Source organism: Veillonella parvula (assembly GCF_002005185.1).
GTDB classification, from domain to species: domain Bacteria; phylum Bacillota; class Negativicutes; order Veillonellales; family Veillonellaceae; genus Veillonella; species Veillonella parvula_M.
The window spans coordinates 667372-692121 of sequence record NZ_CP019721.1; the positions used below are offsets into that span (position 1 = coordinate 667372).

6 protein-coding genes are annotated in these 24750 nt (G+C 40.8%); 5 read left to right on the top strand and 1 reads right to left on the bottom strand.

Annotated elements, in window-relative coordinates; genetic code table 11:
* Nucleotides 1-147 precede the first annotated feature (147 nt).
* Both B1A77_RS03070 and B1A77_RS03075 read left to right on the top strand, forming a co-directional pair.
* The gene (locus B1A77_RS03070; RefSeq protein ID WP_077707889.1) at nt 148-5646 is read left to right on the top strand and encodes an ESPR-type extended signal peptide-containing protein; all 5499 of its coding nucleotides are present in this window, start codon (nt 148-150) and stop codon (nt 5644-5646) included.
* Nucleotides 5647-5752: 106 nt separating this feature from the next.
* Nucleotides 5753-6397: a hypothetical protein gene (locus tag B1A77_RS03075; RefSeq protein ID WP_004692902.1), complete on the top strand. Its 645-nt coding sequence runs from the start codon at nt 5753-5755 to the stop codon at nt 6395-6397.
* A gap of 118 nt (nt 6398-6515) precedes the next feature.
* On the opposite strand, the gene B1A77_RS10310 is transcribed toward B1A77_RS03075, so the two are convergent.
* Entirely contained in the window at nt 6516-6782 is a 267-nt protein-coding gene (locus tag B1A77_RS10310; protein WP_004692901.1) for a hypothetical protein, read from the bottom strand.
* A gap of 701 nt (nt 6783-7483) precedes the next feature.
* On the opposite strand from B1A77_RS10310, the gene B1A77_RS03085 reads away from it, so the two are divergent.
* From B1A77_RS03085 to B1A77_RS03090, 3 genes are all read left to right on the top strand, one after another.
* Nucleotides 7484-13591, top strand: coding sequence for an ESPR-type extended signal peptide-containing protein (locus tag B1A77_RS03085; protein ID WP_077707890.1), 6108 nt, complete (start codon nt 7484-7486; stop codon nt 13589-13591).
* Between the two features lie 475 nt (nt 13592-14066).
* A complete protein-coding gene (locus B1A77_RS10215) occupies nt 14067-15347 on the top strand; it encodes an ESPR-type extended signal peptide-containing protein (RefSeq protein WP_237301813.1) in 1281 nt (426 codons plus the stop codon).
* Nucleotides 15348-15452: 105 nt separating this feature from the next.
* Nucleotides 15453-24359: a YadA-like family protein gene (locus B1A77_RS03090; protein ID WP_237301815.1), complete on the top strand. Its 8907-nt coding sequence runs from the start codon at nt 15453-15455 to the stop codon at nt 24357-24359.
* The last annotated feature ends 391 nt before the right edge of the window (nt 24360-24750 follow it).

Below are 24750 nucleotides of genomic sequence, written 5' to 3' on the forward strand. Positions count from 1 at the left end.
ACTATAGTATTGAGTACTATTGTTTTATGTTAGAAGTGTAGATGATTTTTTATGTCTATTACTTCTTCTTTTATTTTGTATTTTATATGAGGCTATAAATAGAAGGCTTAACCGGTAGAGCCGGTAGTTCGGTGAGAAAGGAATAACATGAATCGAATTTATAATGTAATTTGGAGTAAAGCTAAAAATTGCTACGTTGTAGTATCTGAGTTAGTTAAGAGCGGTGGAGGTAAAGCTAGTGTGAGTTCTGCAAGAACGAGCATTACTTTCCGTGCAGCTTTATGCGTGTTTGCTATTACGGGTTGTTTAGTATCGGGGATTGCAGAAGCAAATGTAGTACAAGGCCCTGGCGCTGCTGCTACTGGTAGCAATAGCGTGGCAGTCGGCGATAATGCAAAATCCGCAGGTGCTAAGTCTGTGGCGATAGGTAATGACGCGGCTACATTAGCAACAAGTGAAAATGGTATTGCCATCGGTAATGGTGCGAAGGCTGAAGGGCAACAACGAGTGAAGGTTCCATATCCTGCGGGTACTATTGCTATCGGTCAAGGGTCAGTGGCAAAGGAAAATGGCGATATTGTAATAGGTCGTCAAGCAAAGAGCACGATTTCCATGTATCATCAACAACCTGGCTCCGGCGCAGTTGTAATGGGTGCAGAAGCTGCTTCTTACGGTTCTCGTGGTGACGTAGTCATCGGTGCTGCAGCGGAAGCTAATATAATTAGAAAGAATGCTACTGTTGATGGTGACGGACAGCTGTTTTCACAATCTGTAGCTATCGGTAGTGTAGCGAAGGTATATGGCACACAATCTGTCGCTATCGGTGGTGATGTAAGATCTATTGGACACTCTTCTATCGCTATCGGCGGTGATGATATCGATAAAGCAAAACCTGATTTATATAAGGTTATTCCTGATTTAGCGGTGCCAGGTACGCAGAAAAACTTTAACCGTGAAGTGGCTGCATTACATCCAAGTGGATTGGGTACAGCAGGTCTTAATGATAGTAAGAACTATGTAAATACTGCTTCTATCGGAAATGCCAGCCTTGCTATTGGTATGATGACACAGTCTTTAGGCACAGGCTCTAATGCTATCGGTGCTAACTCCTTGTCAAAAGGTGTGGCTAGTTCCGCTATTGGTGCTATGGCTCGTAGCTGGGGGAATAACTCTCTGGCTATCGGTAGCCAAGCCGGTGCGTATGGTGAGAAATCCACATCCCTCGGCGATGCGAATATAGTAGGCTTTGATATGACAAATGCTACTCTATCTGGTTCTGCTGCAGGCGCTCTTGGTAGAGGCAATAAGGTATATGGTAATAATGCATATGCTATCGGTAGTGAAAATACCGTAGGGTCGGCTACTGTTACTGAAACTACAGAGTCTAATGGCGATAAAATTAAAAAGGTTACTGCTGGTACGGTTAAAGGTAATACAGCCGGTGCGTTCGGTTATAAGAATACCATTACAACGGATAATTCCTATGTAGTAGGTAGTAACTCCACTATTTCCGCAGATAACGGCATGGTTTTAGGTAACAGTGCTACTGTGACAGGGGCTAATGGTTTAGCTCTTGGTAATAATACGAAAGTAGCTAATGACAATGCCGTAGCCATCGGTAATGGCTCTGAAACAGCAGCGGCTGCGGCTACTCCTTCTGCTACAATCAATGGGGTCACTCATAACTTTGCAGGCACAAACCCTGCTTCCACAGTAAGCGTAGGTAAGGCAGGTATGGAACGGACTGTTACTAATGTAGCGGCTGGTCGTATTTCTGCTACATCCACTGATGCTATCAATGGTAGCCAATTGTTTGCAGTTAAAACAGAAGTGGAAAAAGGCGTATCCTATGCAGGTGATGTAAAAGCTGCAGCAGCTGTAGATAATAAATTCACGCGTAAATTAGGCGAACAAACTAATGTTGTAGGCGGCGTGACTGATGCAACTAAATTGACAGATAACAATATCGGTGTTGTTTCCAATGGCACTGATACGCTAAATATTAAATTGGCTAAAACATTGACCGGTTTGGACAGCGTTACAGCTGGCGGCACTACTATCAATAACGGCGGTTTGACCGTAGATGGTAAAAACTATGTATCTCCAAACGGTATCAATGCGAACAACCAAAAGATTACCAATGTAGCTGATGGTACTAACTCTAATGATGCGGTTAACTATGGTCAATTACAAAATGCGATTAACTCTATCGATAAAGCGCCTACTGTGAAAGCAAAAGATGCAAATGTAACTGTAACAGAAGGTACAAATGCAGCAGGTGGTAAGGAATATATTGTTGGATTAGGCAATACAATCAATGTTGGTACTGCACATCCTGTAACTGTAGATGGTAATGCAGGACATGTAACAGGCCTTCAAAATACAGATTGGAATGTAGACAATCCTGTGGCTGTTCCTGGTCGCGCTGCTACAGAAGATCAGTTGAAAAAGGTTAACGATACGGTTAATACCAATAAGGATCAAATTGACAAAAATAAACAAGCTATCGCTGATAACAAACAAAATATCACAACAAATGCCGGTAATATTGCTAATAATACGCAAAATATCGCAAAGAATGCTGGTGATATCGTTACTATCAATAAAACTATTGAAAAAGGTTTGAACTTTGATGGGGACTCTGGTGCAACAATCAATAAGAAATTAGGTGATACGGTTGCTGTTAAAGGCGGTGCTACAGGTACATTGTCTGACAACAATATCGGTGTTGTATCCGACGGTACAGGTACATTGAATGTAAAATTGGCTAAAACATTGACTGGTTTGGACAGTGTTACAGCTGGTGATACTACCATCAATAACGGCGGTTTGACCGTAGGTGGTAAGAATTATGTATCTCCAAATGGTATCAATGCAAACGACCAAAAGGTAACGAATGTTGCTAACGGCGACGTGGCTCCGAACTCCAAAGATGCAGTTAACGGTGGTCAATTACATCAAGTTAAGCAAGATCTTGGTGACCAAATTACGAATGCCAAGAATGATTTAAATAATAAAATTGATAATACTAAAACTGACCTTATCAATAAAGGCCTTCGTTTTAACGCGGATAATGACGATGAAAAAACGAATAAATTAGGCTCTAAAGTAACTGTAAACGGCGATGATAACATCACTACAGAAATTACTCAAACTGGTGATGATACTAAGATTGCTCTTAAATTAAAGAAAGACCTTAATGTTAGATCTGTTACGGCTACGGACACTGTGAAAGCAGGGGACGTAACAATGGGTAAACAAGCTGATGGTGCGAATCCTGGTAATACAGGCAACTATATTACGGGTCTTGATAATAAGACTTGGGATCCAGGTAATGTTGTATCTGGTCGTGCCGCAACAGAAGACCAATTGAAACAAGCTTTGGCAAATCAAACTGCAACAGGTCTTAAATTTGATGCCAATGTAGGCGGTGTACAAACTAGTAAATTAGGTTCTACAGTAATCGTACAAGGCGAAGGTAAAGCTGCTGATAGCGATTATAGCGGTGAAAATATTAAGACTTTCATCAAACAAGATGCAGCAACAGGCAACACGACCATTGACGTGAAGATGAGCAAAAATCTTAAAGCTGAATCTGTAAAAGTTGGCAAAGGTGATAATAAGGATGGTGTATCTATCACAGGTCCAGATGGTGCGAACGGCACAGATGGCAAGGTAGGCATTACTGGTAAAGACGGTAAAGAAGCTGTATCCATGTCCGGCAAAGACGGTGTAGGTCACATCGGTCTTAATGGTAAGGACGGCCGTAGTGCGGATATTACTGCTGAAAAAGGCGACCCTGATATCGAAGGTAACGAAATCACGCGTATTAAATACCAAGACGAAAATGGCAAAACTCACCAAGTGGCAACCAAAGACGATGGTATGAAATACGGTGGCGATAGCGGTGCCGTGATCAACAAAAAGCTTAATGAGCAAGTAAACGTAATCGGTGGCATTACTGATGCTAGCAAGTTGACTACTGAAGACAATTTAGGTGTCGTATCCGATGGTAGCAATAACCTCAAGGTTCGTATGGCAAAAGACTTAAAAGGTCTTGAGACAGTAACAACTAAAGATGCTGCAGGCAACACTACAGTTGTAAATGGCGGCGGCATGAAAATTACACCTGCTAGCGGTAACCCTGTGAGTCTAACTAAAGATGGTTTGGATAATGGTGGTAACAAGATTACGAATGTAGCTGCTGGTACAGCTCCAACTGATGCAGTCAATAAATCTCAATTGGATCAAGCTGCAGCTGCTGCGACTACGACGGTAACAGCGGGCGATAATATTAAGGTTACGCCAAGTGACAATCCGAATGGTTCCAAAAACTATGAAGTAAGTCTTAAAGACCAAGTAACATTGGGCTCCGATCCGAAGAAACAAATCGCTATCGATGGCAATGCAGGCACAATCAAAGCTGGCGACAAGGTTGAAATCGACGGCGATAAAGGGACTATTAAAGTTGGTAAAGATGGTCAAGATGGCGTATCCATCACAGGCCCAGATACGGCGAACGGCATAGACGGCAAGGTAGGTATCGCTGGTAAAGACGGTAAAGATGCTGTATCCATGTCCGGTAAAGACGGTGTAGGTCACATCGGTCTTAATGGTAAGGACGGTCGCAGTGCTGATATCTCTGTTGAAAAAGGTGACCCTGATATCGAAGGCAACGAAATCACGCGTATTAAATACCAAGACGAAAATGGTAAAACCCACCAAGTGGCAACTAAAGACGATGGTATGAAATACAGTGGCGATAGCGGCGCTGTAATCAACAAAAAGCTTAATGAACAAGTAAACGTTATCGGCGGTATTACTGATGCTAGCAAGTTGACTACAGAAGATAATTTAGGTGTCGTATCCGACGGTACTGGTAACCTCAAGGTTCGTATGGCTAAAGAGTTGAAAGGTCTTGAAACAGTAACAACTAAGGATGCTGCAGGTAATACTACAGTTATGAACGGTGGCGGTGTAACAATTACACCTGCTAGCGGTAATGCTGTAAGCCTTACTAAAGATGGTCTCAACAACGGTGGTAATACAATTACCAATGTTGCGGCTGGTGTAAACGGTACTGATGCGGTTAACGTAAATCAATTAAAAGGTGCAACAGATAAGATGGCGAATGCAATCAATGCTGTAGCGGGCGAAACACAACGTGTAGGCGCACATGCAGCGGCTATGGCTGCGTTGAAACCAATTCAATACGATCCATTGGAGCCAACTCAAGTAATGGCTGGTGTTGGTAATTACAGAGGTGAAACTGCGGCGGCGTTAGGTGTTGCACATTACTCTGCAGAAGACACAATGTTCCATGTAGGCGTATCTGTTGGTGGTCATCATAATATGGTGAATGCTGGTGTAACTCACAAATTCGGTAACTCCGATGCGAAGAAAGCGATTCCAGAACGTTATAAAGGTGGCCCTATCAGCTCTGTTTATGTGTTGCAAGATGAGGTAACAGCATTGAAAGCTGAAAATGCACGCATGCAAGAAAGCCTTAACGAATTGTCTTCTGTGAAGGCTGATAATGCACGTATGCAACAACGTATTGATGAATTATCCTCTGTGAAGGAAGATAATGAACAAATGAAGGCTCAAATTGCATTGTTGATGCAACAAGCAGGGCTTACAAAGTAAATTTGACTTGATTAAATGGGTTATTTAGTATACTCTAGTCATGTAAGAATCATGTAAGGAATATGAAAGCCGCCCTTCGGGGGGCGGCTCATCATTAGGAGGATTTATGAAATTCAAAACATTTATGCCTGTATTGGCACTTGCTTGTGTATGCGCGGTAGGTCAAGCGGATGCGGCTCAAGATCGATTGATGATGCCAGAACAACCGGCTGAACCATTAAACGTAATTGAAGCGGAAGTAGCTGTTCCTGTACCTAGCGAAGAAGTTCGCGACGTTGTTAATGCTTTCACACAATTCCAATTGGACCAAAAGGGCAAACGTATCATGGATGATTCCCGCGTTATGACCGGTCAAGAACGGTACCGTAACAATGTGTTGTATTATATGAACGTTCGTCGCAGCTGGTACATCGTGAGTCATCGTTATAAAAACGATAGTTATGGGCGTTTGGCGTTGGACCGTTTGTACAACGATTACAAACAGTTCTTTACAGAACATGCGACTGTATCTGAAGACGCTAAATTGGACTATGCGCAACAAATCATCGATATCTTGGATCGCAATACAGCCAATGTACATGATGATGAATTGCGTTTCTACATGAACGAAATGGTGATCTTCAGCTTGAACGAAGCTATGAAAGACGGTAATAATCGCGTGAAACCTGTAGATGAAAAAGCAGCTCCTGCGATGGATGAACTTCACACAGTGGATCTTCGCAAAGCGATTAATGCACCGACAATTCAATAATTTTAGATGATTCAATTATAAGAATTAAGTGTTGTTGTGTTGTATTGTATTTCTTATAATTGTATGACCGATAAAAAATATCGGGGTGTTGTTTGTATTAACAATACCCCGATATTTTTTATGCATATAATTTTGCAATCAATGTGATTCGCTGACCTTGAATCACCTTATATGTAATTTTTTTTACGATGGCCGTAAAGTTGTGATGCAGAAATTGTAACTGATCGTTAGGTTGAACGTCCGCATCATATGTGAATACGCCTTCTTCCCCATTAAAGCGACCTTTGATTGTGAAAGTTTGATTATCTCGTGTAACTACGATATCTTCTTCGGTAACCGTATTTGGTTTATCTATATTTTGTTGTAAGATATTGAGTTCTGACATAGAATCTTCCTCCTTTCTGCTTTCAGTATAACAATAAAAATTAAAAAACACATGGAGTAATCGTATAAATTGTTTTTATACACATATGCTCTATTTCTATAAAACCTATAAAGCCCGCCGATACGCCTTTAGAGGGACTTGGAATAAAAAAAGGAATGAAGGCGATTTGAATTTCACCTGTCATTCCTTTTACTATATAATAAAATGCTACCTTCATTGATTGTGCAATAGTTAATTGGCTTAAGTAGGTATGTAGTAATTGTGTACGTACATTGAGTCAAAATGGCAGAAACACTGTACGATATCCGTTTATGAAAAGATATCATTCTATTATATGGTCTATCATAAATCAGAATGATGAAGAGAAAATAAATTGGTTATATATGGTGTGATATTGGCACATAATTATGGAAAGTTTTGTATTATTTATGAAAGTAGGTGAATAATAGTAAAAAAAAATACATTGTTTATGCAGAATATTCAGTATATTTAATTTTATCGAAATTATTGATAACTTAAATACAAAAGTTTTATGAAAATAAAATGAAAAAAAGTTTACAATTCCCGTAATATGTGGTATTTTAGATATACACATTCAAGAATATCGATGAATTCTCAATACATCATCGATCCATCATTGTTATTTCATTAAATATATAGGATAGTTAGTAAGTTTTATAAGTTTTATAGGAGAAAGATTAATGAATCGAGTATTTAAAGTGATTTGGAATCGCACAAAGGGCTGCTATGTTGTTGTAGCAGAAACAGCAAAGAACATGACGAAACGTTCCTCTTTGTCGGTTGTATTCTCTAAAATGGTAGGTGCTACAGCAGTTGCCGTTATGTTGACAGGCGTTATGATGCCGACGGATGCTTTGGGGGCACCTATTACAAGAGGTAACGGTGCACAAGCTGAAAATGACGGTGGTATCGCTATCGGTGATAATACAAACGCTCGCGGTGATTATAGTGTGTCTATGGGTACAGGGGCAACTGTCGGTGTTGGTGATCCTAGTGAATCTGAAAGCCAAAATGGTATCGCAATCGGTCATGGTGCAACAGTAACCGTTAACCCTGCAACGGCGACACCGGGCATCACGGATAAGAGCGGTGGTATCGCTATCGGTCATGATGCGACAACAAAGGATATCAATACGATTGCTATCGGTACGAGCACTATCGGTCAAGGTGCACAGGCCGTGGCTATCGGCCGTAATGCGCGTACAATCGCTAATAATGGTGTAGCTATCGGTAACGAAGCACGTGTACAATCTGCGAACGGCTTTGCATTGGGGAATAATTCACGTGCCGGCTTTGACGAAAACAATAAATTGGTAGGTCTTGATAATGACCAAGCATTCGGTTCCAATGCTCGTGCTTGGGGTGGTTCTTCCATGGCGTTTGGTAATAATGCGAAAGCATCTCATGGTGGTGCCATTGCTATGGGTAATGGTTCTCAATCTCGAGGCAACTGGGGCGTAGCTATTGGTAATGGTGCAAAAGCATTAGCAGCAGGCGCTCGTGCAATCGGTGCGAACTCTACAGCTAGTGCTACTAATGCTGCTGCTATGGGTTGGGATAGTGTGGCTAGCGGTGAGGCTTCTATTGCTATCGGTGAGACGGCAAAAGCGACTGCAGATAATTCTATTGCTATGAGTAAAGCTGCAATCGCAGCTGCAGATGATTCCATTGCCATCGGTAAAAATGCATCAGTTGATGCGAATCAACAACGATCGATTGCATTAGGTGCCAACTCCAAGACTGCTAATGTGGTGAGCACAGCAAATCAATTGGTAAATGGCTTATGGTATAAAAACTATGCCGGCGGTTCTGCTGATTCCACACTTAGTGTAGGTAGTGATACGTTAAAACGTACTATCACAAATGTAGCTGCAGGTCGTGTGAATGCACAATCTACAGATGCAATTAACGGTAGCCAATTATATGCTGTTTCTAATACCTTGGGTAATTTAGCAAGCACTACAAAAGGTATTTTAGGTGGCAATGCAGCACTTGATCCTGATACTGGTAACTTATCGATGAGCAATATCGGTAACACTGGTAAAGGCACAATTCATGATGCTATTAAATTCAATAAAGACACTATAGATAAAGGCCTTAACTTCGATGCTAATACAGGTGGTGCGAAAAACAATCTATTAGGCTCTAAAGTTACCATCAAAGGTGACGGCAGCAATATCAATGCCGCAATTACACAAGCCAATGGTGATACAACTATCAACATGACTTTGGGTAATACTATTAAAGTAGGTACAGCAAACCCTGTAACGATTGACGGCACTACAGGTTACGTAACAGGCCTTCAAAATAAAGACTGGAATGTAGATAGTCCTGTGGCTGTATCTGGCCGCGCCGCTACAGAAGATCAGTTGAAAAAGGTTAATGATAAAGTTAACACTAATAAGGCTCAAATTGACAAGAATAAACAAGATATCGCTGATAATAAGCAAAATATCACAAATAATGCCAACAATATCGCTCAAAACAAGCAAGACATCTCCACTATTAATACAAAAATTAATAAAGGCTTGAACTTTGCTGGCGATACTGGTACTGTAAGCAACAGACAATTAGGCGACACTGTAACTGTTAAAGGCGGTGCTACAGGCACATTGTCTGACGGTAATATCGGTGTTGACTCCGATGGCAATGGCACATTAAATGTGAAATTAGCTAAAACATTGACAGGTTTAGATAGCGTTACAGCTGGTAATACTAAGATTGATAGCAACGGTTTGACTGTAGGCGGTAAAACGTATGTGTCTCCAACAGGTCTCAATGCGAATAATCAAAAGATTACTAATGTTGCTAATGGTAGCGACCCTAATGATGCAGTTAACTATAGCCAATTACAAGCTGCTATCGGCGGTACGGCTAAAGCGTCCACTGTAAAACCAAAGGATGCGAATGTAACTGTAACAGAAACTACAAACGCAGCAGGTGGTAAGGAATATACCGTTGGTTTAGGTAATAAAATTACCGTAGGTACAGCACATCCTGTAACTGTAGACGGTGATGCTGGTCATGTGACAGGCCTTCAAAATAAAGATTGGGATGTAGATAATCCTGTAGCTGTATCTGGTCGCGGTGCTACTGAAGATCAGTTGAAAAAAGTTAACGATAAAGTTAACACTAATAAGACTGCTATTGATAAGAATAAACAAGATATCAATACTATCAATACAACTCTTGATAAAGGCTTGAACTTTGATGGTGACTCCGGTGCAGTTATCAATAAAAAATTAGGTGAAAAACTATCCGTTAAAGGCGGTGCAACAGGCACATTATCCGACGGTAATATCGGTGTTGAATCTGATGGCAATGGCACATTGAATGTGAAATTAGCTAAAACATTGACTGGCTTGGATAGTGTTACAGCTGGTAATACTAAGATTGATAATAGCGGTTTGACTGTAGGCGGTAAGACATATGTATCTCCAACAGGTCTCAATGCGAATAATCAAAAGATTACCAATGTTGCTGATGGCACTGTAGGCGCAGGCAGTAAGGACGCAGTAAACGGCGGTCAATTACACGAAGCTAAAAACGAATTGAATAATAATATCACTGATGCTAAAAATGAACTTATCAACAAGGGCCTTCGTTTCAACGCTGATAACAACGCTGAAAAAACGAACAAACTTGGTTCTAAAGTAACAGTAAATGGTGATGGTAATATCACTACTGAAATTACGCAAACGGGCGATGATACTACAATCGGCGTTAAATTGAACAAAAACCTTAATGTTCAAACATTGACAGCTACAGATACTGTGAAAGCCGGCGGTGTAACAATGGGTAAACACGCTGATACTAAGAACTATGTAACTGGTCTTGATAATAAAGATTGGGATGTGAATACATCTAATCCTGTAAGCGGTCGCGCTGCTACAGAAGATCAATTGAAAAAGATTAGTGATGTTGTTAAGAATCAAGGTGCTGCTGCTACAGATTACCGTTTGGTGAAAAATGCAGCTGCTGCAGATGAGGCTTATACAGTTGATTCCAACGGTGATGTTGACTTGACTGTAGAGGATAAAAACCATGCAGGTACAAAAGAGACTGTTAAGATTAAGGACGTTGCGTCTAAATCTAGCCTCGACAAATTAAATGATCGTGCTGTTAAGTATAATTTGGATAATGGTGCTGTTGATAAGACAAAAGTAACTTATGAAGGTCCTACCTATGCTAATAAAGCTGGTGGTACTCACGTAACAAACGTGGCATATGCTACAGGCAACGATGGTAGCGAAGCGGTTAATGTGGATTATTTGAAAGATAGAATCAAAGATAGTGAAGACGCATTAACTAATAAAGGTTTGAAATTCGATGCTAACAGTGGCGGTGTAAAAACTAATAAACTTGGCTCTACAGTTACTGTTAAGGGCGAAGGTAATGATGCTGATGCTAACTACAGCGGTGAAAACCTTAAAACTTTCATCACACAAGATCAAGATGGCAACACAACTATCGATGTGAAGATGAACAAAAACCTCAAAGCTAATAGTGTGGCTATTGCTGGTAAAAACGGTCAAGACGGCGTTACACTTAAAGGTGGCGACGCTAAAAACGGTGTAGATGGCACAAGCATTAATCGTTTAGTGACCGAAGATAAAGACGGCAATACACATACGCTTGCAACCCTTGATGATGGTATGATGTATGGCGGCGATACAGGTAATGTAATTAAAAAGAAACTTAACAATCAAGTAAATGTTAAGGGCGGTATCTCCGATGAAAGCAAATTAGCTGCTGAAGATAACATTGGTGTAGTTTCCGACGGTTCCGATACATTGAAATTGCGCTTGGCGAAAGAATTGAAAGGCTTGACATCTGCTACTTTCACAAACGGCGGCAATAATACTGTTATCAATGGTGATGGTATGACCATCAATCGTGCTGGTGGCGATGCAGTAAGTCTTACAAAAGACGGCTTAAATAACGGCGGTAACAAGATTACGAATGTTGCTGATGGCACGGACCCTAACGATGCAGTTAATAAATCTCAATTGGATAAAGCTACAGCAGCTGCATCTACAACGGTATCTGCAGGTAATAATATTACTGTGACACCTAGCACCAATGCGAATGGTTCCAAGAACTATGAAGTAAGTCTTAAAGATCAAGTGACATTGGGATCTGATGCTACGAAACAAATCGCAATGGATGGTACTACAGGTACTATCAAGGCTGGTGATAAAGTTACAATTGATGGCAATAAAGGTACGATTAAAGCCGGCAACGTAACAATTGACGGTGAAAACGGTACCATTAAAGCTGGTGACAAGGTAACTATCGATGGTAAAGATGGTAAGATTGCAGCAGGCAAGGTATCTGTTGATGGCAAAGACGGTTATGTGACAGGTCTAGAAAACAAAGATTGGGATCCTGACAACATCACAAGCGGTCGTGCTGCTACAGAAGATCAATTGCAAAAATCTCACAAATCCTTAGATAACAAGATTAATAACCTAGGTGATGAAATCACGAAAAAAGGTATGAATTTTGCTGGTAATACAGGTGAATTCCACCGTGATTTAGGCCAAAAGGTTACTATCAAAGGTGAAGGTACAGAGTCTGACGATAAATACTCCGGCGAAAACATTAAAACAGTAGCCGACCAAGATGGTAATGTTACTATCAAGATGGCGAAAGACCTTAAGACTGACAGCTTAACTACCGATAAGGTAAAAGTTGGTAAAAACGGTAAGGACGGCGTATCCATTACCGGTCCTAACGGTGCTGACGGTACAGACGGCAAAGTAGGTATCACAGGCAAAGACGGTAAAGATGCTGTATCTATGTCCGGTAAAGACGGTGTTGGTCATATCGGTTTAACTGGTAAAGACGGCCGTAATGCGGATATTACCGTTGATAAAGGTGATCCAGACTTAGACGGTAACAACATCACTCGTATTAAGTACCAAGACGAAAATGGTAAGACACACCAAGTGGCAACTAAAGACGATGGTATGAAATACGGTGGCGATAGCGGTTCCGTAATCAAGAAAAAGCTTAACGAACAAGTTAATGTAGTGGGTGGCATTACTGATGCTAGCAAGTTGACTACAGAGGACAATTTAGGTGTAGTATCCGATGGTACTGGCAACCTTAAGGTTCGTATGGCGAAAGACTTGAAAGGTCTTGAAACAGTAACCACTAAGGATGCTGCAGGTAATACTACTGTTATGAACGGTGGCGGTGTAACAATTACACCTGCTAGCGGTAATGCTGTAAGTCTTACTAAAGACGGCCTCAACAACGGCGGTAATACAATTACCAATGTAGGCCCTGGTGTAAACGGCACTGATGCAGTTAACGTAAATCAATTGAAAGGTGCTACAGACGGTTTAGCTAATGCTATTAACTCCGTAGCAGGCGAAACACAACGTGTAGGCGCACATGCAGCGGCTATGTCTGCATTGAAACCTATTCAATATGATCCATTGGAACCAACTCAAGTAATGGCTGGTATCGGTAATTACAGAGGTGAAACTGCGGCAGCTCTTGGCGTTGCACATTACACAGCAGAAGATACAATGTTCCATGTAGGCGTATCTGTTGGTAGCCACCATAACATGGTAAATGCTGGTGTAACTCGTAAATTCGGTACTTCCGATGCGAAGAAAGCAGTTCCTGAACGTTACAAAGGTGGCCCTATCAGCTCCATGTACGTAATGCAAGATGAAATGACTGCTTTGAAAGCTAAGTACGAAAAAGTACAACGCGACAATGAAGAAATGAGAGCACAAATTGCATTATTGATGCAACAAGCGGGCTTGAAATAATATGAAATAACATATTGATATGGCAGTGCTTATAAAAGGCGCCAAAAGCGAAATGCTTTTGGCGCCTTTTTGCATGCAAAAAATAGATTTAATGGCTATTTGAGCATATATATCATGGTATTTTGTAATGTAATTAAAATAGGTGAGTGATATAGGTGAATAATAATTGGATCATAATAGTTTACTAAGGTGAAATACATTTTTTTCATGAAGTTAATTTTATGCGAAAAAATTAGTACATTTAGCATATTCATAAGGTATATGACGGCCTTTTTGTATATTCATAAATATTTATGATTTAGAAGTGAGTGTAGAGTGAAAAATTTTTTACTTTTAGTATAGAATATGATATGTTTAATATGATATGCATCGATAAATAGCCATATATTAACTGTATTTTTACTTTTTAAAATAGTTATAAAATATTTTATTATATTCGTATAATTTGATAGTTTTATGCAAGGAGTAAGATGAGATGAACCGAATTTTTAAAGTAATCTGGAGTCGTACAAAAGGATGTTATGTCGTTGTGGCTGAAACAGCGAAGAATATGTCGAAACGCTCGACAATGACATCTGTGTTTGCCAAGATGCTCGGAATTTCTATCTGTACTGTTATGTTAGCAGGAGGGATTATACCAACTGAAGCGCAGGCATCTACATTAAAATGGGGTGATAATGCTCAGGCTAAAAATGGTACTGTAGCGATAGGTGACAATAGTACAGCAATGGCAGATAATAGTGTGGCCTTGGGTACAGGTGCTACTGTTACAAAAACTAATAGGGCTAATGTTGGTAATGTGCAAGGTGTTGCAATCGGAAGAAATGCAACAGTTGAAGTAAATAATGGTGTTGCTATCGGTAATTTGACAAAAGTAGCTTCTTTAAATGGCTTTGCCCTTGGTAATACATCCTGGGCTGGATATGATGAGGCCGGTAACTATGTGGGTGCCGATAATGATCAGGCATTTGGTACCAATGCCAGAGCTTGGGGTGGATCATCCATGGCATTTGGTAATAATGCGAAGGCATCTAAAGGCGGTGCCGTTGCTATGGGTAACGGCTCTCAATCCAGAGGCGAGTGGGGCGTAGCCATCGGTAACGGTGCAAGAGCATTGGCAGCGGGTGCTCGCGCAATCGGTGCGAACTCTACAGCTGACGCTACTAATGCTGCTGCTATGGGTTGGGATAGCGTGGCTAGCGGTGAGGCTTCTATTGCTATCGGTGAGACGGCAAAAGCGACGAAAAATAATTCTATTGCTATGAGTAAAGCTGCAATCGCAGCTTCAGATGATTCCATTGCCATCGGTAAAAATGCATTAGTTGATGTGAATCAACAACGATCAATTGCATTAGGTGCCAACTCCAAGACGGCTAATGTGGTAAGTACGCCAAATCAGCATGTAAATGGTTTATGGTATAAGAATTTAGCTGGCGGCAGTGCTGACTCCACGCTTAGTGTGGGTAGTGATACGGTAAAACGTACGATTACCAATGTGGCGGCGGGACGCATGAATGCTTCGTCTACAGATGCTATTAACGGTAGTCAGTTATATGCCGTAGCAAATAGCCTGGGCAATTTAGCCACTACTACTAAAAATATCCTTGGCGGTAATGCGGCGCTCGATCCTGATACCGGTAAATTAACGATGAGCGATATCGGTTTTACAGGTAAAAGCACGATCCACGATGCTATTAGATATAATAAAGACAATATTGATAAGGGATTGTTCTTTTATGGTGATAACTTTGTTTAGAACCAAGTAAAATTAGGTGACACAGTAAGAATAAAAGGTGGCGCTAGCGGTGCTCTGGCTGACAACAATATTGGGGTTCAAGCAGACGGAAATGGCACACTAAATGTGAAATTGGCTAAAAAATTAACTGGTTTGGATAGCGTAACAGCAGGAACTGCTACGATTGATAATAAAGGGGTGTCTGTAGGCAATAAACTCTATGTGTCAACCGGTGGCCTTAATGCCAATAATCAACAGCTTAGAGGTGTTGCAGACGGTACAGGTAGTCAGGACGCAGTTAACTACGGTCAGTTGCAACGAGCAATTAACGGTACAGCTAAAGAAGCCATTGTAAAAGCAAATGATGATGGTAATATTACGATAAGGGAAAACTCAACGGCGAAAGGTGGTAAAGAATATACTGTCGGCTTAAACTATAAGATTACTGTAGGGAAAGGGGCGGCCTCGCATCCTGTAACCATAGATAGTGGTACAGGAACGGTCACAGGTCTTACCAATACATCATGGAATGTAAATAATCCAGCACCTGTTACAGGGCGTGCTGCTACGGAAGATCAGTTAAAGCGGGTTAATGAGAGAGTTAATTCCAATCAGTATTTTATTAATCAAAATACGCAGAATATCTCAGATAACTCAAGCCGTATTGGTGCCAATGCACGAAATATCACAAAAATACAAGGTGATATTACTACTAATAAGAATGATATTAACACTATCAATAATACTCTTGAAAAAGGGCTCTATTTTAGCAGCGATACAGGTGCTTCGATTAAGAGAAAATTAGGTGATACTCTAGTCATTAAAGGCGGTGCTACAGGGGCATTATCCGATAATAATATTGGTGTTGTATCCGATGGTACCGGTAGATTGACTGTAAAGTTGGCAAAATATTTAACAGGATTAGAGAGCGTTAATGCAGGAAATACTACTATTAGTAAAAATGGTTTGAGTGTAGGTGCTAGAACCTATGTAACACCTGATGGCATCAATGCTAATAATCAAAAGATTACTGGTGTTGCTAATGGTACAGCGCCTAACGATGCGGTTAATTTCAGTCAATTACAAAGTGCTATCGGTGGTACTGCAAAGGCGACTACAGTAAAATCAAAGGATGCAAATGTAACCGTAACAGAAGGTGCCAATGTGAATGGTGGTAAGGAATACACTGTTGGATTGGGCAATAAACTTGCGGTAGGTACGGCACATCCTGTAACTGTGGACGGAACCGCAGGAACTGTAACAGGACTTACTAATGCTGCTTGGAATGTAAATAATCCACAAGCCGTAACTGGTCGTGCTGCAACGGAAGATCAGTTAAAAACTGTTAATACGCAAGTCAATACAAATAAGGATAAAATAGCTCAGAACACAACTGACATTGCTCAAAATGCGACTGATATCGGTAAGAATAAACAAGATATAACTAAGAACAAGACTGATATAGCTCAAAATACTACTGATATCGGTAAAAATAAGACTGATATTGCACAAAACAAGCAAAATATTACTCAGAACACACAAGATATTGCGACTAATAAAAATGCTATCTCTACAATCAATACAACTATTGCTAAAGGTCTAAATTTTGATGGAGACAGCGGTGCTGTAATTAACAAACAGTTGGGCGATAAGCTTAGCATCAAGGGCGGTGCAGCGGCTGCGAATTTGACGGATAATAATATCGGTGTCGTATCTGATGGCAGCACATTAAATGTAAAACTAGCTAAAACATTAACCGGTTTGGATAGCGTAACGGCTGGGGGTACAACTATCAATAGTAGTGGTTTGACCGTAGGCGGTAAGACCTATGTAACTCCGAACGGTATTAATGCGAATGACAAGAAAATAACTAATGTTGCTGATGGTGAAGTGGCGGCTAATTCCAAAGATGCAGTTAACGGCGGTCAACTTCATGCGGCTAAAACCGAATTAAATAACAACATTAATGATGCTAAAACTGAATTAAACAAAAATATCGGTGATGCCAAAACTGAACTCAATAAAAATATTAATGACGCTAAAACTGAACTGAATGGCAATATAGATAATGCTAAAACCGAGCTAAACAATAATATATCGACTGCGAAGAATGATGTGATTAATACAGGTCTCAAATTTGATGCGGATACAGGCGGTGCTAAGACCAATAAATTGGGTTCCAAGGTAACGGTAAACGGCGATGATAATATCACGACAGAAATCAGCCAAACTGGTGACGATACTAAGATCGGTCTTAAATTAAAGAAAGATCTCAATGTTACTACTATTACTGCTGCTGATACTGTGAAAGCCGGCACTGTGACTATGGGCAAACAATCAGGTGGTGCAGGCGGTGCAAACGGTAACTTTGTAACAGGGCTCGATAATAAGTCTTGGAACGCGGATAATCCTCAAGCTGTAAGTGGTCGAGCTGCTACGGAAGATCAGTTGAAATCCGTTAATGATAAGGTCAATACAAATGTAACCAATATCAATAAAGGATTAAACTTTAACGGCGATAGCGGTGCTGCGATTAATAAAAAATTAGGCGACACTGTTACCATTAAAGGTGGTGCTATGGCGGATCTTACGGATAATAATATCGGTGTCGTGTCTGATGGCAGCACATTAAATGTGAAACTAGCTAAAACATTAACTGGTTTGGATAGCGTAACGGCTGGTGGAACAACTATTAATGGTAGTGGTTTGACCGTAGGCGGCAAGACCTACGTAACGCCAAACGGTATCAATGCAAATAATCAAAAGATTACCGGTCTAGCAAAAGGCACAGATCCTACTGATGCGGTTAACTTCAGTCAGTTGCAGGATGCTATCGGTGGAACTGCTAAGGCAAGTACTGTGAAAGCTAAAAACAGCAATATCACTGTAGATGAAGGTACAAATGCAGCCGGCGGTAAGGAATATACTGTCGGATTAGGGGATAAAATCACCTTAGGAACTGCTAATCCTGTATCTGTGGATGGTACTGCAGGCACGGTAACTGGTCTTACCAATACTGCTTGGGATGTAGATAATCCACAAGCCGTAACTGGTCGTGCTGCAACGGAAGATCAGTTGAAATCTGTTAATACGCAAGTTAATACGAACAAGGATAAAATAGCTCAAAACACAACTGACATTGCTCAGAATACGACTGATATTGGTAAGAATAAACAAGATATAACTAAGAACAAGGCTGATATTGCTCAAAATACAACTGACATCGGTAAGAATAAGACTGATATTGCACAAAATAAGCAAAATATCGCTCAAAATACGCAAGATATTACGACTAATAAAAATGCTATATCCACAATCAATACGACTATTGCTAAAGGCCTTAACTTTGATGGAGATAGCGGCGCTGTAATTAATAAACAGTTGGGTGATAAGTTATCTATTAAAGGTGGCGCCGCAGCTGCAAACTTGACGGACAATAATATCGGTGTCGTATCTGATGGCAGTACGTTAAACGTGAAGTTAGCTAAAACATTAACTGGTTTGGAAAGCGTAACAGCTGGTGGCACTATCATCAATAGTGTTGGTTTGACCGTAGGTGGTAAGAATTATGTATCTCCAAATGGTATCAATGCGAACGACCAAAAGATTACCAATGTTGCTAATGGCGATGTGGCGGCTAACTCCAAAGATGCGGTGAACGGCAGTCAATTGCATGACATTAAAACTGAGTTAAATAAAAACATTAGTGATGCTAAGACTGAGTTGAATAAAAATATTGGTGACGCAAAAACTGAACTTACCAACAAAGGCCTTCGTTTTGACGCAGATAATAACGCTGAAAAAACGAATAAACTAGGCTCCAAGGTAACGGTAAACGGCGACGACAATATTACGACAGAAATTAGTCAAACTGGTGACGATACGAAGATTGGTCTTAAATTGAAGAAAAATCTTAATGTTACATCTGTTACGGCAGCGGAAACTGTGAAAGCCGGGACTGTAACCATGGGTAAACAATCTGATGGTGTAACCCCTGCTACTATGGGTAACTACGTAACAGGTCTTGATAATAAGACATGGAGCGTAACTAATCCGACTGCTGTCAGCGGACGTGCTGCAACAGAAGATCAATTGAAGACAGTTACTGAAGCCATCACAACTCAAGGCGCTAATGCAACGGACTTTAGTCTCGTTGCAAATCCTGCGGCAGGTTCCAATGGTGACTATACTGTAGATGCCAACGGTGACGTGGCATTGACAGTTCAAGATAAGAACCATCCGGATAAAACAAAAACCGTAACGATTAAAGATGTAGCGTCTAAATCCGAAGTGGATAAAGGCTTGAACTTTGACGGTGACTCTGGCACAACTATCAACAAGAAGCTAGGTGGTACTGTTGCCATTAAAGGCGGTGCAGCGGCTGCTAACTTGACGGACAATAATATTGGTGTCGTATCTGATGGCGGTGTGTTAAATGTGAAACTAGCGAAAACATTAACTGGTTTGGACAGCGTAACAGCTGGCGGTACAACCATCAACAGTGGAGGTTTGACCGTAGGCGGTAAGACTTATGTATCTTCAAACGGCATCAATGCGAACGACCAAAAGATTACCAATGTTGCTGATGGTAATATTGCTGCTAATTCCAAAGATGCGGTTAACGGCGGTCAATTACATGAAGCTAAAACTGAGTTAAACAAGAATATCGCTGATACAAAGACTGAATTAAATAAAAACATTGGTGATACTAAAACCGAATTAAACAAAAATATCGCTGACACTAAAACTGAACTCAACAATAATATTAATGACGCTAAGACTGAACTTACCAACAAAGGCCTTCGTTTTGATGCGGATAATAACGCTGAAAAAACTAATAAACTAGGCTCTAAGGTAACGGTAAACGGCGACGATAACATCACCACAGAAATTACACAAACCGGTGACGATACGAAGATCGGCCTAAAATTGAAGAAAGATCTTAACGTTACCACTGTTACGGCAGCGGAAACTGTGAAAGCTGGTACGGTAACTATGGGTAAACAATCTGATGGTGTAACCCCTGCTAATACGGGTAATTACGTAACAGGTCTTGATAATAAGTCATGGAGTATTGATAACCCTACAATTGCATCTGGCCGTGCAGCAACGGAAGACCAATTGAAAACGGTTAGTGATGAAGTTAAGAAACAAGGTGCCAGTGCAACGGACTTCAGTCTCGTTGCGAATCCTACGGCAGGCTCCAATGGTGACTATACTGTAGATGCTAACGGTGACGTGGCATTGACAGTTCAAGATAAGAACCATCCGGATCAAACGAAAACCGTAACGATTAAAGATGTGGCGTCTAAATCTGAAGTGGATAAAGGCTTGAACTTTGATGGTGACTCAGGTACGACTATCAATAAGAAGCTAGGTGGTACTGTTGCCATTAAAGGCGGAGCTGCGGCGGCAGATTTAACGGATAACAATATTGGCGTTGTATCTGATGGCAATACATTGAACGTGAAGTTATCAAAAACATTGACCGGCTTGGACAGCGTAACAGCCGGCGGTACAACCATCAATGGTGGCGGTTTGATCGTAGGCGGTAAGACCTATGTATCTCCAAACGGCATCAATGCGAACGATCAAAAGATTACCAATGTTGCTGATGGTGACGTGGCGGCTAACTCCAAAGATGCGGTTAACGGCGGTCAATTGCATGACGCTAAAACTGAGTTAAATAAAAATATTAGTGATGCTAAGACCGAGTTGAATAAAAACATTGGTGATACTAAGGCAGAATTAAATAAAAATATTAGCGACGCTAAGACCGAGTTGAATAAAAATATCGGTGATACCAAGACTGAGCTCAATAAAAAAATTGGTGACACCAAAACTGAACTCAACAAAAATATTGATGATGCTAAGACTGAACTTACCAATAAAGGTCTTCGTTTTGACGCGGATAATAACGACGAAAAAACGAATAAACTGGGCTCCAAGGTAACAGTAAACGGCGACGACAATATTACGACGGAAATCAGTCAAACCGGTGACGATACGAAAATCGGTCTTAAATTGAAGAAAGATCTTAATGTTACATCTGTTACTGCTACGGAAACTGTGAAAGCTGGCACTGTAACCATGGGTAAACAGTCCGATGGTGCAACCCCTGCTAATACTGGCAACTACGTGACTGGCCTTGATAATAAGACTTGGAATGCAGGTAATGTTGTATCCGGTCGTGCTGCAACAGAGGATCAATTGAAACAAGCCTTGGCAGGTCAAACTGATACAGGTCTTAAATTTAATGCCAATGTAGGCGGTGTACAAACCAATAAATTAGGCTCTATCGTGACCGTACAAGGGGAAGGCAAAGCTGCTGATACCGACTATAGCGGTGATAATATTAAGACTTTCATCAAACAAGATGCAGCAACAGGTAATACGACTATCGACGTGAAGATGAATAAAAACCTTAAGGCTGAATCCGTGAAAGTCGGCAAAGACGGTAAAGATGGGGTATCTCTTACAGGCCCAGATGCGGCGAATGGCACTGACGGTAAGGTAGCTGTTACAGATAAAAACGGCAAGGATGCTGTGTCCATGTCCGGTAAAGACGGTGTTGGACACATCGGTTTAAGCGGTAAAGACGGAAAAAGTGTGGATATTACCGCTGAAAAAGGCGCTGCTAATCTCAATGGAGATGAAATCACGCGCATTAAATACCAAGATGAAAATGGCACAACCCATGAAGTGGCAAGCAAAGATGATGGTATGGCATACGGTGGCGACTCCGGTACTACCATCAAGAAGAAACTTAATGAACAATTGGACATTAAGGGTGGTGTTACCAATGAATCTGAGTTGACCGAAAACAATATTGGTGTTATTAGTAAAAATAATATTCTTAATGTTCGTTTAGCAAAAAATCTTAAAGGCCTGGATTCCATAACTTTCAACAATGGCACTAATGGTGTAAACGGTAAAACCGTTGTTAATGGTGAAGGTATGACCGTTCAGGATAAGGACGGCAACCCGTTGACTGCTGTTACAAAGGACGGCGTGAAGATTACTAATGGTCCATCTATGATGAAGGATGGTATTGATGCAGCCGGCAATAAGATTGCAAATGTAGCTGACGGTACAAATCCTAAAGATGCAGTTAATAAATCTCAATTGGATAAAGCTGCAGCCGCTGCTACGGCAATCGTAACAGAAGGTAATAATATCAAAGTAGATAAGACCACTAATGGTGATGGATCTACAAATTACAAAGTGAGCCTCAAAGACCAAATAACAATGGGATCTGATGCTACGAAACAAATTGCGATGGATGGTACAACCGGTACGATCAAAGCCGGTGACAAGGTTACAATCGACGGCAATAAAGGCACCATTAAAGCCGGTGATAAAGTTGAAATCGATGGCGATAAGGGCACAATCAAGGCTGGTAATGTGGCGATTGACGGTACAAACGGTACGATTAAGGCCGGTGACAAGGTAACTATTGATGGTAAAGATGGTAAGATTGCAGCAGGTAAGGTCTCTGTTGATGGCAAGGACGGTCATGTGACAGGTTTGGAAAACAAAGATTGGGATCCTAACAATATCACAAGCGGTCGTGCTGCTACAGAAGATCAATTGCAGAAGTCCCATAAAGCCTTGGATAATAAGATTAATAACTTAGGTGATGACATTACGAAGAAAGGCATGGATTTTGCCGGTAATACAGGTGATTTCCACCGTGATTTAGGTCAAAAGGTTACCATAAAAGGTGAAGGCCAAGGGGCCGATAGCGACTATTCTGGCGAAAATATCAAAACAGTAGCCGAAAATGGTAATGTTACTATTAAAATGGCTAAGAATCTTAAGACCGACAGTATTACTACCAAAACAGTTACTGCTGATACGGTCAATACTGATAAGGTGAAAGTCGGCAAAAATGGTCAAGATGGCGTTTCCATTACAGGTCCAGACGCTGCGAATGGTACAGACGGCAAAGTAGCTGTTACAGGTAAAGACGGTAAAGATGCTGTATCTATGTCGGGCAAAGACGGCGTTGGTCACATCGGTTTAACTGGCAAAGATGGTCGCAATGCGGATATAATTGCTGATAAGGGTGATTCTGATCTCGGAGGCAATGCTATTACTCGTATTAAGTACCAAGATGAACAGGGCAAGACACATCAAGTGGCAACCAAAGACGATGGTATGAAATACGGTGGCGATTCCGGTAATGTGATTAATAAAAAGCTTAACGAACAGGTAAACGTAGTCGGTGGCATTACTGATGCTAACAAGTTGACTACAGAAGATAATGTAGGCGTCGTATCTGACGGTACTAATCTTAAAGTTCGTATGGCGAAAGATTTGAAAGGTCTTACGTCAGTAACGACTAAGGATGCTGGTGGTAACTCTACGGTTGTGAACGGCAGTGGCATAACCATTACTCCTGCTAGCGGTAACACTGTAAGTCTTACTAAAGATGGATTGAATAACGGTGGTAAAACAATTAGCAATGTAGGTCCTGGTGTAAACGGCACGGATGCGGTTAACGTAAATCAATTGAAGGGAGTTACGGAGGGAATGGCTAATGCTATTAATTCCGTAGCGGGCGAAACGCAACGTGTAGGTGCTCATGCGGCAGCTATGTCTGCGTTGAAACCGATTCAATATGATCCGTTAGAACCAACTCAAGTGATGGCTGGTATCGGCAATTACAGAGGTGAAACCGCAGCGGCGTTAGGTGTTGCTCACTACACATCGGAAGATACTATGTTCCATGCAGGAGTATCTGTTGGTAGTCGTCATAATATGGTGAATGCTGGTGTAACTCGTAAATTCGGTTCTTCTGATGAGAAGAAGGCTATTCCTGAGCGTTACAAGGGTGGCCCTATCAGCTCTATGTACGTAATGCAGGATGAAATGACTGCTTTGAAAGCTGAAAATGCACGCATGAAAGCGCAGGATGAAAAATTAACTGCAGATTATGCGGCATTGAAAGAAGACAACCTTCGTCTACAGAAAGATAACGAAGAAACTAAGCGACAATTGGCTCTTATTATGAGTCGTTTAGGCATGTAATTCATACCTGTTTCATCTTACGTTCATGCGATAAAAAGCGAGCTGATGTACCAGAAAATACCCATGAAAATTAGATGATTTTAACCCTATATGGTATATAAAATGAAAGAACGAAAGTCTACTGTGAAAGGACTTTCGTTCTTTTTTTGTGTTTGACTTCACAAACTTTTCATAATAGTGTATAATACAGAACATATAATTTTAATCGAAAATTATAAATGTGATTAATTTACTATAAAATCATTAGCTTTAGATTATAAGTGTTGTTTGGCCCATTGTTGTAAGGGTTTTTATGATTGAAAATATATTTAAATGAGTAAGAAAATCAATTTTTAAAAGAAGTTTAAAGTTCTGAAAATAAATGAGCGAAATATGAAAAAAATATATTTAC